This window comes from Dyella sedimenti (assembly GCF_022760995.1).
GTDB lineage: Bacteria > Pseudomonadota > Gammaproteobacteria > Xanthomonadales > Rhodanobacteraceae > Dyella > Dyella sedimenti.
The window spans coordinates 89341-103802 of the sequence record NZ_JAKWJO010000002.1 but is presented as its reverse complement, the minus strand read 5'-3'; the positions used below and the strand labels follow the sequence as shown (position 1 = coordinate 103802).

The 14462-nt window shown below is 55.3% G+C and carries 10 protein-coding genes; 8 read left to right on the top strand and 2 right to left on the bottom strand.

Annotated features, from left to right (window positions below):
* The first annotated feature begins 287 nt into the window (after nucleotides 1-287).
* The 7 genes from MJ605_RS05700 (at nucleotide 288) to MJ605_RS05675 (ending at nucleotide 9863) form a co-directional block, all read left to right on the top strand.
* Nucleotides 288-566, top strand: a complete 279-nt coding sequence (locus MJ605_RS05700) for a hypothetical protein (protein WP_201315209.1) — start codon at nucleotides 288-290, stop codon at nucleotides 564-566.
* A gap of 94 nt (nucleotides 567-660) precedes the next feature.
* On the top strand, nucleotides 661-882 hold the full coding sequence (locus MJ605_RS05695) for a hypothetical protein (protein ID WP_038615178.1): 222 nt from the start codon (nucleotides 661-663) through the stop codon (nucleotides 880-882).
* 2308 nt (nucleotides 883-3190) lie between these two features.
* On the top strand, nucleotides 3191-3448 hold the full coding sequence (locus MJ605_RS05690) for a hypothetical protein (RefSeq protein ID WP_201315210.1): 258 nt from the start codon (nucleotides 3191-3193) through the stop codon (nucleotides 3446-3448).
* A 1717-nt stretch (nucleotides 3449-5165) separates the two neighbouring features.
* Complete coding sequence (locus MJ605_RS05685) at nucleotides 5166-7694, top strand: nuclease-related domain-containing DEAD/DEAH box helicase (protein ID WP_243040099.1); 2529 nt, start codon at nucleotides 5166-5168, stop codon at nucleotides 7692-7694.
* A gap of 129 nt (nucleotides 7695-7823) precedes the next feature.
* Complete coding sequence (locus MJ605_RS19400; protein WP_425600983.1) at nucleotides 7824-8414, top strand: ATP-binding protein; 591 nt, start codon at nucleotides 7824-7826, stop codon at nucleotides 8412-8414.
* 41 nt (nucleotides 8415-8455) lie between these two features.
* Entirely contained in the window at nucleotides 8456-9283 is an 828-nt protein-coding gene (locus MJ605_RS05680; RefSeq protein ID WP_243040098.1) for a bis-aminopropyl spermidine synthase family protein, read from the top strand.
* Between the two features lie 4 nt (nucleotides 9284-9287).
* Nucleotides 9288-9863, top strand: coding sequence for a hypothetical protein (locus MJ605_RS05675; protein ID WP_243040097.1), 576 nt, complete (start codon nucleotides 9288-9290; stop codon nucleotides 9861-9863).
* Between the two features lie 3 nt (nucleotides 9864-9866).
* Here the strand turns inward: MJ605_RS05675 and MJ605_RS05670 are convergent, their stop codons facing one another.
* Entirely contained in the window at nucleotides 9867-10511 is a 645-nt protein-coding gene (locus MJ605_RS05670) for a hypothetical protein (RefSeq protein WP_243040096.1), read from the bottom strand.
* Nucleotides 10504-11508: an ImmA/IrrE family metallo-endopeptidase gene (locus tag MJ605_RS05665; RefSeq protein WP_243040095.1), complete on the bottom strand. Its 1005-nt coding sequence runs from the start codon at nucleotides 11506-11508 to the stop codon at nucleotides 10504-10506. The genes MJ605_RS05670 and MJ605_RS05665 overlap by 8 nt, the downstream gene beginning before the upstream one ends.
* 1251 nt (nucleotides 11509-12759) lie before the next feature.
* Between MJ605_RS05665 and MJ605_RS05660 the strand changes: the two genes are divergently transcribed.
* Nucleotides 12760-14409, top strand: a complete 1650-nt coding sequence (locus MJ605_RS05660) for a DUF6119 family protein (RefSeq protein ID WP_243040094.1) — start codon at nucleotides 12760-12762, stop codon at nucleotides 14407-14409.
* The last annotated feature ends 53 nt before the right edge of the window (nucleotides 14410-14462 follow it).

Sequence of the window (14462 nt, the reverse complement as noted above, 5' to 3'; positions counted from 1 at the left end):
GCTCAATTCGATGGTTGAGAGTGCTGGCGCACGTGGAAGCAGGTGAGCAACCGGTAGGCGCGACTTCGCAGAAAGTCGGGCCAGCATCCTGGCGACACCTTACAGCGGCGTAACAGAAGAAAGCGCATGTTGATCGTGCACCGGGGCTTCGTTAGACCCGCTTCGGCTGCCTCAGACTATCTGTAGTTTTTCTTGCAAGGCCTCTGAGTTTTATCCGCCTTGGCCGGAGCCGCGGGCTAGCGCTTGCTTAGACCTGAGGGATGCAGGTCGACACTCGAGGCAACTCCATGTACATCATCAATCAAACGAATTCGCTCTACTTCCACCCTCATAAGCTGCACTTCCAGCCCCTTTCCGAGGCTGTAGACAACGAGCAGCGCAATCGCTGGTTTCCGGGGTACGACGCATCGGTGGCCTCGCCGCGAGCCAAGGCTACAGCACGACGAAGTGAAGTCGTGCCGAAGGTCGACTTGCTGGAGTCCCCCAAAAACCGCCTAGACTTGGACGCCGATCGTATGGACGACGACGGTGCGCCCTGCCTAAACGCTGAGCTTGCCAATCGCTGACGGTAGTCGCTGGCCAACAACGCTCGACCTTTCCACGCCGGCCCCCATCCAGGGACGGAAGGCGCAAAGACGATCTACCCCAAAGGAAGCCATCATGACCAGTATTTCCGGCAAGACCACCAACGGCTTTACGTACGAAGGTGATTACGAGCGCGCCAACCCTGATCGCGTCACGTGGACCGCCACCTTCCGGCGTAGCGGCATCTTCTTCGGCATGCGACATGGACGCATCAACGAACTTCTGGGCGTTCCGGACGGCGAGATCAACGAGGCCGTTCAGGATGACATTGAGTTTGCGTGGGTCCAAACCAGCTAGGTGCCTTTCTAACTGCATGACGAGGGTGCATCCCTTTCCTCCAACACTGGCGAGTTGCTGCCGGCTGGATGGCTGATCATCGAATTGATGACGAGGTTTGCCTCGCCTGAGCTACAGGTTCCATCATCTTTCCCGGCCCCAACGATGATGGAAATCCAGCTTGCCTACTTGCACGCCTCGCCAGCGCTGTGCGACATGCTCGAGTAGCGGCTGAAGGTATCGCGAACATCGCGATATTCGCTTACGCAGCCATCACTGGGTTCGGGACTTATGGCACAGCGCGCCAATTGATTGGACGCTTGCTCCAGTCGGATGGACGCTGCACAGGCATCCTTGCGGTCGTGCAGGCTGCCTCCAGGGGTGGAATTTGTCGAGGGTGGCATAGTCGACCTTCCATCCCCCAATATGGACATGCGCTTATCTGCGACGAAGGCTGCACACCCCTCGCTGAAAGACTCGGATATACCGACGCAGGTCGAAGTGTTGTCGACGTCATGTATTTGAGCCCAGAGATAACCTCGATGGTACTCATCCGTTGAGCTCGTCTGCTGCGCCCAACACGTCGAGGTGGCCCCCAGGAGGAAGGCGGCGGCAACGAGCACTTTCATGATGCTAGTCCTCTGATACAGGCAGGCCGTCGTAGGCGGGTCGTCGTGTCTTGCAAGGTCGGTCATCGCAAAGATATCGACACCTTGGGCAAGGTGGTTGCATGCGAAGCCATCCCCTTAGGCCTCAGCGGGCAGAGTGAAGGCGCGTGTCACGGCCTTGCCAAATGCGCTTTCTTGACGGCGCAGCCAGCAAACCGAGATGAAATCCCTGGTCATCTCCGGGGCTGTTGTGATCCTGCTTCAACGTAATGAGTTGCTTCGGTGGCGGGACTAGAATCCACACACAGCCAGAACTCGCGGACTACCTTCGATCCGAAATTCTTGTGTCGTCGCAACGCCCGCTTCCGGCCAAAGGCGGACATTGCCCGAGCTCAGGCAACGGAGACGCTTCCCTGGCGCTCAGGGAGCTGCCGTGCACGGCTCTCCCGCAGCTCAAAGTTGCAACCAATCTCTCTTCGATGGTTGGCCATCCGCTGCCGACCGCCAGGCGCACGCCTGACAGCCACACCCACCCATGCAAGGATCGAGACAACCGGATCTACATCGACATGGCACAAGTCGAGACGCTCCCTTGCGTACTAGAAAGAATTCGGCAAGGTCAAAGAATCCCTTCGTTGCCCTATAGCGAAGCAGGCCTTCCGCGGTCGGATCGGGATTCGCCGTCATATTCGTATGACTCCCTGTGTGGGACACCCATCATACGGCTACGTCTGTTACTTATTCAGTTGGCGGACGCCAACGGCGCGCCGAGATCCTCGAAAGAGGCAGGGCAGTCCGCCATGTGCGTTTCGGGTCGATGGTGCTGAAAATGCCTGGCCAAGAAAAATGGGGCGCGAATTATCGCGCGCGGCGCCCACGACGGTTCGATTCTTCGAGATGTTTCGCTTCGAACTCGCCGGGAAGCGATTGTCGTGGCCGATGCTTCGGGCTTCGGGCTTCGAGAGGCCCGAAATTTCGGAAGCGATTTTTTCGACACTATCGGTTGGACGCAGGCGTTAGCGCCGTCAAATGCCTGCGCTCGAACGAGAAACCATCTCCGCAAGACACCCTGAAAGCGGGCGCTTCGGGGCAGAGGTGCCTGCTTACTTCGCGTTCCGCTTCTTTTCCTGCTTGGCCGCCTTCTTTTCTTTCATCGTCTTCGCCGGCTTCTTCTTGTCGGATTTCTTCGAATCCATACCCTTGCTCATGTCACTTCCTCCATCATAGTCATGGTCTGTCGAGTCGCGCCTTGGTCGTCCTATTCCCTGGTTGCCGGGGCCTGCGCCGACGTGGCATCTCGCGAGCGGAAGCTCACGCCAAGCTGGAAGTCAGTAGAGCACTGCCGGTGGGTATCTTGGCATCATCGCAAAGATCCGGGGGGCCGATGTTGACGAATGGCGAGGTTTTCACTGACACCACGGCAGCCTGGACTTGCAAGTGGCGCGTAGCGGCCAGATGGATGTGAAGCGGATACCGCCTACCACGCGGAAAGCGGCTGACACACCGTTCATGACACCCAGTCCTTCCAGAGCGTCTTTTGCGCTGAAAGCAAGGTCGCGGGTTAGACGCGAGCATGGAGAGGTTGATCTCTTTTGGGCTGACATCGTGGCCCGCTGCACATTATCGACAGCGGCGTGCCTCATCACGGTGATATCGTGGATCGACTCGCGGATACATATTAGTATCCCGACGATAGAAAAGTCCTGTCCTGGGATGTGTCGGTGTATCCAAAAAACCGGTACGCCGCCGACGCCAAGTATGCCACCACGGGCGACCTGCTGAAGTTTGCCCATGCCCTGTTCGCTGGCCGGCTGATCGCGCCCGAAACGTTGCAACAGATGATTAAGCCCGGGCTGGACGAGTACAGTGACGGCCTGTGGTCCTACCAGCTCACCGCCAAGGGCGCCAAACATTCGGTGATCAAGCGACCCGGACTCATCATGGACGCGCAGGCGCGCCCGCCGAAGCGGGGGTCGTGAGGTGGCCGTTCGTGTTTCGTAACTCCGTACCTAGCGAGAAGTGCTTTGAAGTAGACCGACTCAAACTCACTGCCGTGATCAACGACAATGATTTCTGGCAAGCGGCCGTGGCGTCGAACGTAGTCGCGTATCACACAAGAACAAGCGTGGTGGCTATCCGAAGCGACGAGTGGGCGATCCCACACATTGGTCTGAGTAGTCTTGGTGAAATCGTGGGCTGGGCACGTCCAGATGAATTTCCGCCGCGAAACATGCGAACTAGCAAAGGGCTGCGAGCGCTTGGGTACAACGTGAGGATCGGTGCATGAGGTGTTGAGGCCCCTGGTGGAGTGCTTCATCGGTGACGGTGACCTCGTGGTCGGAAACATCAGAGGGCCGCGTTTGGCCGAATGCGGTTCATGGACCAGCGGCGGTCTAGATGCTGGCGCGATGAGCACGACTGATTAGTTCGATTGATCCACTTTGTCGGGGTGCCAGCGTACGATGGGCTTACGGGGGCATGTGGGCCAATGTGGTTACTGGGACACGCCAAACAGCAATATCGCTTGATCGGTACATTGGCAGTACACCGCGCATACCTACAGGGTTGCGCCATGATTCGCTAAGTTGATGTATTTAAAGCAATACATGTTCTAGCAGGTTTGCGTGGCTTAACCCTGATTTCTAAAGGTTCGCTGCATTTCTGGTGAACTCATAATCCCTTGGTTCCAGGTTCGAATCCTGGTGGGCCCACCATATTTCTAAGCAGTCTTGGTGAAGTGCGGGTTCTCACATAGTTTGACCAAAACAATCAAACTATGAGGGACGTTTCCTAAGTTTGACCATCCATGAGTGTGTGGCGCCGGGATCCATCTGATCCCGGCGCAACCGTGCAGCATCTCTCTTGCCCTGGCGTATCGCACCCCGCACTGAGCCAAAGCCAGCTCTGCTCTCTGGGTCCCGGGGCTGCAGGCGCTTGACGAAATAAGGAAGGCGAAATGTCCTTCGCAAACTATGGCTTCGGGCCCTGTCACTAGGGATGGCGTACATGGCGCAGGTGGTGATCCGGATCGGGCTCCCTATTAGAGCCGTGCGCTGCCTTCTCAGCGGCTTGCTGGATCAAAAGGCGCCAATACGTGCACTCGCGGCGGCCGGGCCCCACCCGTTCGGTGGGGCTCGCGGGTTCACTTCATCCAGAGAACAAAGACCACGGTCGAGGCGACCTTTCCGCCACGAATCTCGGTGACGTCCTCGCCGCGAACCATGGCTTGTACCGTCTGCTGGACCCATCTTCCAAGGAACGCGTGCGTAATGCCCGACGACCTTGACGTCACCTTCTCGCGACAACTTCCAACCCGGGAAGCGCTGGTGCAGATGCCCCATTAGTTCATTGAGCAAGTCGAGACCCGTGACGACCGCTCCGGGATCAGTGAATTTGGTGTCCAGGGTAAAGAACTCCGCAATTCGCAAGCCACGCTTCGTGGCATCGTCCTCGTTGAATGCCTGCAAGTAGTGATCTGCGAAGCTTTCAACAAATGACACGGTAGCTGGCACTCAAAAGCCAGTGCGAACGCCTATGCCCTCCCTCTATAAGGCTCGCTAGCGAGGGCGCTATATTGTCTTCGGCTTGCGGATCTGCGGGTAAATGCGCGTCAAATTTCTGACGCGCGTGGAACTCCGAGCCTGCGTTTGCACGGTACTTACTGGTTTCTGAATAAGTTGCTTGTTGTAGCCGACGTTGGCAAGGAAGCAAAAGGGAGATTCACAGTTGGCGCATATGATTCCTGCTTGCGGACCTGCTGCTACCGGCAGCACAGGTGAAACGCTGCTCTATCATCTACTTAAAGACCAGTTGAGCGATGAGTTCGTGGTCATACATAGTCTGCCGTGGCTAAGTAGCGCAGCTTACCAACTTGCCGGCGTAGCGCCGTCAGCGGTTACTGGTGAACTAGACTTCCTCGTCATTCACCCGGAACTCGGAGTGTTGGCGCTGGAGGTGAAGGGAGGCGTTCACCAGGTTCAAGGGCTCGCATTTGTCCATGTTGATAGCGCCACATCGAGCCGCGCGGTAGAGCAGGTCAGACGTAACGTGCACGGTCTCGCCAGGTGGTTGGGCATCGATCCGACGCTACGCCTTCGCATTGGCTACGGTTTGGTTTTTCCGCACAGCGACTTCCGCGGGCAAACCGTTAGCGCTGCCCTGACGGATCGCACCGTCGATCCACCTGAGACCATCGTCGTAGATAGACCTCAGCTGGTGAACATCGGGGCGCGCATTGGCTCCATCATGCGTTACTGGCGTAAAGCACTTGGCTCCCGAATCCTCGGTAAGAGTCGCATGGCTTCACTCATCACCACACTATGCCCGGCATACGACGGCACGCCATCCTGGGCCTCAAGGGCAATCTGGGATGACAAGTTCTGGCTGCGACTGACCCCTGAGCAATCTAGCGTGGTAGACGATGTAATGGCCGGTCAACATCGAGTTATTACTGGATGGCCCGGTACGGGAAAAACCTTAGTCTTGATTGAAAGTGCGCGGCGGCTTATCAACACGAAACGCACCGTTCTTGTCTTGACTTACAACGCATTGCTTGCCGACTACATCCGGCGACAAATTGGTCAACACGCACATTTGCGTGTCAGTACTTGGCATGCGTTCTGCCGCGGTGCGACCGGCCGAACACAGGGCGATCGTGAATTGGACCGGGCATGGCTGGACACTGGTTGCCTTGCCGATCTGACTTCTGCCGCTGAGGCATGCCTGCTGGACAAAGCTGATGCGCTGCTGATAGATGAGGCGCAATCATTCCGTAAGGAATGGGTCGATTGGTTAAGCCACTGGCATGGAAATCGCCACCTAGCCGCTTTCTGCGATGAGACTCAGGTCTTTGCATTTGAGGAAGGCCGATCTTCGCTAGCAACGCTCTGTCATGCCCTGGGTACGACCTTTCCGTACGCTCTAACTATTGCCTTGCGCTCCCCTCACGCGGTCTATCAGCGGTTAAAGGCCGTGGTGCGTCCAGCGCACCAGTTACATATACCACGTGAACTGGAGGCGGATGCCCTTGAAGAACACCTTGTTTCCGATGTGCATGAGGCTTTGAAGAATGCGCTCGTTCGCCTTGCCGCCGAAGGAATGGCGCGGCATGACATTGTAGTTCTAAGCAAGTATGGCTGGGCACGTGGAGACGAGTATACGCATCTGGCTCGATACGAAACCTTGTCCAGATTTCGCGGTTTGGAGTCCCCTATTATCGTAGTTTGCGATGCCCAAACGATGGATGATTACGAGCTGTTTTGCGCGTATTCGCGGGCGACGACCCTCTGCATTGCGCTCTACGATGCTGAGGTACTCGGCATTCGCGGCCCACAATGCCAGTTTCACGCGACCTTATTTAGCGCACCTGAGAACGTTAGAAAGGCGGAGTCGGCGCGTAAAAATGCCTTTCCTGGCGAGATCGTCCGCACCAAGCATAAGCCGATATGGTTGCAGCTGAAGACCGTGCCAATGGGTTGGCTGCCGGAATGGCGCGCTTGGGTGGTAGAGATTGAGGATGAGTTATCGGAGTTCTGGGTTGACTATCTGGCATCCCGTTATTCAGCCGCAGTGTACTCCTGGCGCCAAGATTCACTTAGGTTAGTCTACAAAGGAAGTCCCGTCGCGAATGTGGCCGAGGGTGGTGTTGGCGCCGTTTCGTGCAGTCTGCTGTACTGTGAGGCTTGTATTTGCGTGACGCCGCAGCGAGCAAATCCCAGGTACGCAGAATTACCTTTCGAATGTGAGATATGCCAGTCCTCGAGTGAGGACGTGCATCTCGATGACACCGCTTTCGACGAGATCTCTTATCTGGATCGCTTGTTGCAGTTGCCACCTCCGGCGCTCCCGACTTCTGACCGTCAGGAACTGCCATTTTCGCTCGCAGCGGGTGCTGCACTACGGTATTCAGTGCGTGAAGCGCAAAGGGAGCCCCTAGGTGCGGATCAGGTGTCAGGCGGTCGGGGAACTTATCGAGCAACGCTGGCGTTTGTGTATTCGCTGATCAACCTATTGCCGCCAGGTAAGGATATTCATGTGCCAGCCGTGGCCGCTGAGCTCTTTCAGCGCTACCGCATGCCTGTGAATGTCTCGATTGAGAAATGGAAGCAGGACTTTTCCCTGGCCGCTTCACTGGCTCTGAGGCGTGGCCATCTCGCCAAAGTTTCGAAGGGACACTATCGAGTGGCGCCAGTTGACGCTTCCTCAGCCAAGAAGCATGCAAACTAATGGCCGGACTCTCATTACTCGTCGCCATTAAGCCAAATGGGATATTGCCTACATCCGAGTGACTAAGGCCAAATTTTGCCTTCCAAGGAAGCTGGCCCGAAGAAGAGGGTAGCCTGCAGGGGAGTGGATATGGGGAAGGTGGTTTACATAACGGGCGCCCCCGCGACAGGGAAATCGACGCTATGTTCGGCGCTCACAGAATCGGCTTCCAACATTGATTGCTTCTGCTATAGCGAGCGTCTGCGGGACTATGTAAATCAGCAGCGCGGGTCGCTCCTTGACGAGATAGACATTCGGCGAGAGTCGGCGCGGTCAATATCAGCCGAGGACGTGCAAAGTGTCGATGAACTGCTTCTTACGGAAAGCAGGGTCACTCGTGAGTCCGCAAGGCATCTTTTGATCGACAGCCATCCCGTAACGAAGGAAGACTACGGCTTCAGAGTTACACCCTTTTCGGACGAAGACATTCGGGCGATGGAGGTGGACGTTTTCGTATGCCTTTACGCAGATCCGCATGTACTGGGCGCGCGGATATCGGCGAACCCTCAAGGGCGTCCGCTACCAAGTCCGTTTGAACTCGCTCTTCATGTACAACTGCAGGCTTCTGTGGTTGCACAGTATGCTGTGATAACGGGGCGACCTTGCTACCTGCTCAATAGCGAGATTCCACGGGATGAGCTCATGCAGCAGGTCAAGAGGTTGTTGCGCTTAGACGTATAACTAGCTCGTGCACAATACCTTGCAGGGGAAATCAGGCTGCCATGCGAGATATCAATTTGAAAGATGCGATCAACGCCGTTTCGGACGTTGTTCAAAATAGGCCGCGCCCACTTCGTGATTTTGATCAGATCTATATGAAGACGGGCGATATGGTGCTTCAAAGTGAACTGGTCGCGAGATGGGCAAAGGGTAAGCGCTTGGCATTCATCGGCGACGGAGATGCGATCAGCGTTTGCGTAGCGTTGCTCCAAGCTCGCGATATCTTCGACGAGGGGCCTGATGAGATCACAGTGTTCGATTTTGACGAGCGAATTTGCAGTGCAATAGAGCGTTTCGCAGACTATGCTGGGATCACCAGATTGACCGCCAGGCTTTACAATTGCGCTGAGGCGTTGCCTTCTGATGTGATCGGCAAGTTTGATTGCTTCTATACAAATCCACCATGGGGTGCGAGCAATGGCGGCGAAAGCGTAAAAGCATTCATGCAGCGCGGGCTCGAGGTGACCGGCTACGCTGGTGAGGGTCTTGTGGTTATTGCTGATGATCATGACCGTGATTGGCCGCAGTTTGTCTTAGCTGAAGCCCAAAAGTTTGCGCTGGCTTCGGACCAATACGTCCAAAAGATGCACTCCAAGATGCACCTATATCACCTGGACGACGCTCCAGAGCTTCGTTCGTGCAACTTGTTCATCAGGGCGCTTCCCGGAGATCGCGCGACTCCGATAAGTAATCCTCTCGAACAAGACCGTCTCGCCAATTTCTATGGTCGTGGCCAGCCGCTCACCATTCGATATGTCCGCGAGAAGAAGCGCGTCGACTATGGCAAGGCGCATGACGAAGAATATTCGATTGAATCCATGGAGGGCTAAGTAGATGAGCGCAATCTTGAAAGTTGGGGCACCTGTTCTCTTCATGAAGATTGGTATTCATGCCCGAGAACCATTGGACGAGATCATCCAGCGAAAGCTGCAGGAGATTGATACTGCCGGCGTGGCTTTTTGGGGGTATGGTGGTAGTACATGTCACCCTAATCGCGTTCAATCATTTGCCGCTGATCACGAAAGGATCGGAAATCCGATTCACTTAGTGATGCAAAAGATGGATTCAAATCACTGGGCGGAGCCACTGCCGGCGGATCAGTACTCGATCGATGGCAGGAACTGGGTCGATGTACCCCGAGGTATAGAGGTGCGAGGCTCTCGCTATGCGCTTGTCGTCGAAGATTTGCACGCAGATAGCTTTAGGTTGCCCCTTGCAAGGACGGAAGTTGCGATAGGCGAAAATGCGGGAAGGCTCGGGAGTGATTACATCGCTGGCCGAGTCGATAAGGCATGTCTGCAACTCACGGAGGGCATCGACATTCCGCTCGCCTCAGACGAAGAAGCAGTTGAGATCGGTCTTGTGGCGCGACTCAAGGCGCCCTATTCAGTGTTTCTGCGTAACAGCTAGTTCCTACCGTAAAAGCGGTCCAGCAACCGATCGAAGATCAGCAACATGGCTATTGATGCCGCTGATCCATGAGCTCTGTGGAACTTCAGGTGAAGAGCAGCTAAAGCATAGGCGCATTGATGTGTCGACGTCGCGCTCCGCGCAAATTGCTTCTCGCACCCTTGCTGCGCCATGTGCCGCAATCAGGTGTAGGATTGCTTGCTCGAAGCAGATGAACTTCCCTTCAAGGGATCGGTGCTCGATGGAAACTGGCAGCGTCAAGGTGGCAAGTGCCTTGATGGCATTGCGATCGCCGGTTAAAACGTGATCCAGATTACGGAGCGCGAGCATTGCTATTAACTGGCATTCCCCTGCGTGAACCGGCAAGCCCTGCCTCTGCGCCTCAAATTCGAGATCCGCTGCAAGCGCCGCTTCTGTATCGGTTGGCTCCAAAGTCTCGAATTCTGCAAGCACCTTTTTAAGGTCTGCTTTAGCGACATCGAATCTTTTAGGTGGTCGCTTTTTTAGCGCCTTAGGTAGCACGAAGCGAGCTGTTCCGAGAATTCCATAATTGAAAGGCCCGTCGGGTAGCGATCCCAAGAGAATGCCAAGGAATCCGTAGCAAACGCCTTTCAATATCACATCGTTGTCTATAGCAGCGTTAGCCATGGGTAGCCCCCATAACCGCGCGCACGAAAGCCTCCGATTCGTCGTTCAACTGGCTTAGATCAAGCTGCCGAAGTGCGACCTGATTGATCACCCTCCATGCGTCCATGGGCTGACCATATATGTGCCTAAGTGAGGCCATGGCGGTGGGCCACGCTTTTGTCGCGTGGCCATAGACCATGGCAAGAGTACCTGGCTCGATATGCTCGATCTGTCCAACTCGGATCGCCTCGTTCGCAAGCTGTCGTGCTCCTGCGCCAGGGCCCTCAACTACGACCTCGGGAGAGGGGCGACCAGTCAACAGTTCCAACGCGTAGGCGTCGGCAGCCTGCTCCTCAGGATCAGCGCCAGACGAAAGTTCGTCGATGCTCTCGAGATCTACAATGGAGTGCCCGTCTTGCAGATGCCCCAGGAAAATGTGGCCCAGTTCATGAGCGACATGGAAGGCCACTGGCGCGGGGTACATTGCATCCCGCGCCACGAGGATAGCGAAGCGCTCGCCGAGTCTCACGCTCATGGCGCTCATGCGCTTTGCAGTTAACGGATAGACACGCAAGTGAATGACGGGAATGCCCATCGCCCAAGCTGTTGAGAGAAGCTCCAACAGCCCAATATCCTGCCTTCCGCTCAGGATTGATTTGCGAAGCCGTAGTGCTGAGATGGGCTCAACCGGGATGGCGTCTGGCACGGCCCCTAGCAACATTCTGCAAAGTGCCATTCCGAAGGAGGAGAGAATGGGTCTCTCGCCGCTCGGATCTCCGCTGAAGCCCTTAAATCTGGCCGAGTCGTCCCAAATGAACTTGGGCTGGCCCTTGCCCATTAAGGAGCGTGGATCTAGGCCCAGCTTGCGGGCTAAGGTGAAGCGAAGTTCCGCATTCGCGGAAGGCGACGCTTCAGCAGCATCGCTCCACCACTCGGGCCACGCAGCGTCCACGGCAGCCTCACTTAGGCCCGCCCTTCGGATTAGCCTGGCTTTAAAATCAGCGGCGTTTTCCGTCACGACGCACCCCCTCTTCAATAATGTAGTACCGCGCAAGCTCACGTTGACGCTTGTCTTGATCGCATTTCCAGCGATCTCTGCACGCTCACCAACTCACAGCTGCAACCTCTAGAGGAGTGCGTACAGCCCAGTAGTCTTGTAGCGCGGTTCAAAATCCAGTGGCCGGGCATATTGCGTCCGGCAGCCACGCAGCGAGCTCGGCGTGGAGGGCCAAATGAAGGCCCTAGCATGAAGGTAATTTCGTGCCCGACTAGCGACTCCGGGCAATTTTCTGGGTATCTTTTCACTATACTGAAGGACGTTCAATCCCCCTGGCCAACCATGCCCCCGTCGACAAAATCTTTGGTTCAGTCAACAGCACAAAAGGCCTGCCAAACGCGGGTTCCTTCGGTGTTCTGCTGGACGAAAATGGGCACGGAAGCCGGCCAGCAGCTGGCCGACATTATTAGGCGGAAAGAGCTCGAGCGCGCGAGTGGGGGTGGCATCTTCGCGTGGGGTATCGGCAATTCTGTTGGGCCAGCAATTCGATATGCACGCTCCACAGAAAGCGTCCAGGACCTCGAAACGTTATTCACGCCGATGAAGGCCGCACCAAAGTCCATAGATGTTGCGCCAACCTCCATCGTAATGTGGCTGGGGTTTGTGTCAGAACAGGGCGAGACCGAGCTGTTGCCTCCTCACATGCTTGTGACGAGCAGAGGGCAATCAGAGCTTGGGTTACAGAAACGATCGCACTACGCTTTGATCTGCAAGTCATCGAGTTCACTTGTTTCACAACGAAACGATGAGGCGATTGATCATCGTGCAGTACGCAACCTCGTAAGTAGCAACCCAGTCGGCGCATCTCAGGTTACTTCGGTCGTTCGCTATAGCTATTCAGAATCGTCCGGGGCGAGCTATCCGGTGTTATTCCGAGCCAAGTTGACGGGCCAAGCTTTCGTTCGCCTCGCCATGCCGGTTCTTCTTACAGGAAGCTCTCTGGCGAAGTATCGCGAAGTGTGCGCGGCGCAGACAAGGGAAGAGTGGACGGCTGGAATGATGGAGCTAAGGGGCTCCTATGCGCCTGGGGTCGCTAGTTAGCCACAAGTTCGAGGGCGCGCTCTTTCCCGTTGAGCTAGCCAATGGCATCGCCTCGATGTCAAGTTATCCCTCGGCGGCAATCCTCAAAAAGTTCGTCGATGCACAAGCACGATAGTCCAGCTTCGTTCTGACTTTACAAATAAAATCCCCAAATCCAAGAGGCCGGCTAGGATGGCTACTCGTACACTTAACGTGCGCCTACTACGACAGGGTAAGTCGATAGCTGACGCATTTGGCGCGACGTTCGCACCTGGTGCAAGCAGGGCGTTGGAGCGGAGCTCCTGGATGGGCGTCGACGATGCGGAAGTCTTTGTGGGGCAGATTTACTCAAATCCACCCTCTTGGAAAACGTTCATCTCAGAAGGTTTTGGCGAGGTTCCAGAAAACATCTTCACGGGTGGTGCGGGAGCGGTGATCTTCATGCCTGCTGGTGCGCGGATTGCGGCTGTTTGCTTCGGGCATATCCACATCGCGCTCGATGACGACGCATTTGAACGGCAGTTCGGCCTTAGGGTGACATTGAACACAGTGCCACGCGGTAGTCTCCGAACCCTTGATCTGGCCACTCCGGATGCTGTGACCTTTCAGAAACGTGTTCAGGCCAGCAAAGATAGCGACATACAGGCTTTTGGCGTAGACATGCTGCGTGACCTCGCGCGGGTGGCCGGCGGAACACCAAGAAGCAGCGGGTTTGCTAAGTTTGTGGCAGGAAAGGACAGCCTGTCGATCGTTTGCGACGTTGAGGTCAACACTCTTCAGGAGAAGTGCTTAGAGATTGTCGCAGCGTATGATCTCAAGGCATATCTACAAGAATTCGCTTGGGTCGACAACATGCGTGTAGTTGTCGAAAGAGACGTCATCGAGGCGTTAGACAGCAAGCTCTTTGAAGCTATCGATGAGCTTCGCAACGGAAATGCATCAGATCTCCACATGGCTCCCCCTGAGATTGTGAGCTATACCGAGGGAGGTGAGCTGCATTACAACGGTTTTGGGAGTCATGGAAAGAACTTCTATAGCCTTTCCATCGAAGACTACGTCTGTGAGCTGGAGCGCTGTGGGTTTGATGGTGATGTATCTGCCATTAAAGAGAAGCATCGCGTCAAGTCCAAAGGTGAGGGTGACGAAAATTTCTCTGAGAAATGGAGAGTCTATGATTGCTTCGTCTTCGAAACCTCGCTTGGTGAGAGTGGTAGCGAGGAGTACTACGTACTTTTTGCAGGAAACTGGTATCGCATTCAGAAGAATTTTAAAGAACAAGTAGAGCGATTTTTTGATGCAATTCCCAAGGTAAGCATAATCGGTAAGACGGCGTGTCTCAACGAACAAGAGCTCATCGAAGACATTGCTGCTAAACGAAAAGATCTTCTGATGTTGGATCAAACGAAGATTAATCCACGAGGTGTTAAGTACGCAAATCTGGAGCCATGCGATTTTCTGTCTGAAGAGGGACAGTTTATCCATCTCAAGGACGGACATTCTTCTGGTCCGATTAGTCACCTTTGGTCACAGGGCGTTGTAAGTGCTGAGGCATTTATCAGCGATGCAGATTTCCGCAAGAAGCTCAGATCAAAAGTTCGTTCTTTACGGAGAGGATTCGAGACCATTCTTCCGAAGAGTACGGAGCGCTTCGCCCGTGACACATATCAGGTCGTGTATGGAATCATGCGGAAGCCCTACGTGGACGGAAGGTTGGATCTCCCCTTCTTTAGCAAGGTCAGCTTACAGGCCGCAGCCGAACGCATTCAGCAGTTCGGAATTCCAGTAGCGATTGAGTTGATTGAGAAGCCTGCATCCGACGGAGTAGCTGCCGACGAGGAATGATAAGGGCCTGCCAGAGCCGGCAAGGTGCTCGCGTCGGTGGCCAATTTATGCTT

Excerpts from the sequence above, each read along its gene's own strand:
- MJ605_RS05670 (WP_243040096.1), bottom strand. The coding sequence starts at position 10,511 with ATGGCTAACGCTGCTATAGACAACGATGTGATATTGAAAGGCGTTTGC.
- MJ605_RS05680 (WP_243040098.1), top strand. The coding sequence starts at position 8,456 with ATGCGAGATATCAATTTGAAAGATGCGATCAACGCCGTTTCGGACGTT.
- MJ605_RS05660 (WP_243040094.1), top strand. The coding sequence starts at position 12,760 with ATGGCTACTCGTACACTTAACGTGCGCCTACTACGACAGGGTAAGTCG.
- MJ605_RS05700 (WP_201315209.1), top strand. The coding sequence starts at position 288 with ATGTACATCATCAATCAAACGAATTCGCTCTACTTCCACCCTCATAAG.
- MJ605_RS19400 (WP_425600983.1), top strand. The coding sequence starts at position 7,824 with ATGGGGAAGGTGGTTTACATAACGGGCGCCCCCGCGACAGGGAAATCG.
- MJ605_RS05695 (WP_038615178.1), top strand. The coding sequence starts at position 661 with ATGACCAGTATTTCCGGCAAGACCACCAACGGCTTTACGTACGAAGGT.
- MJ605_RS05675 (WP_243040097.1), top strand. The coding sequence starts at position 9,288 with ATGAGCGCAATCTTGAAAGTTGGGGCACCTGTTCTCTTCATGAAGATT.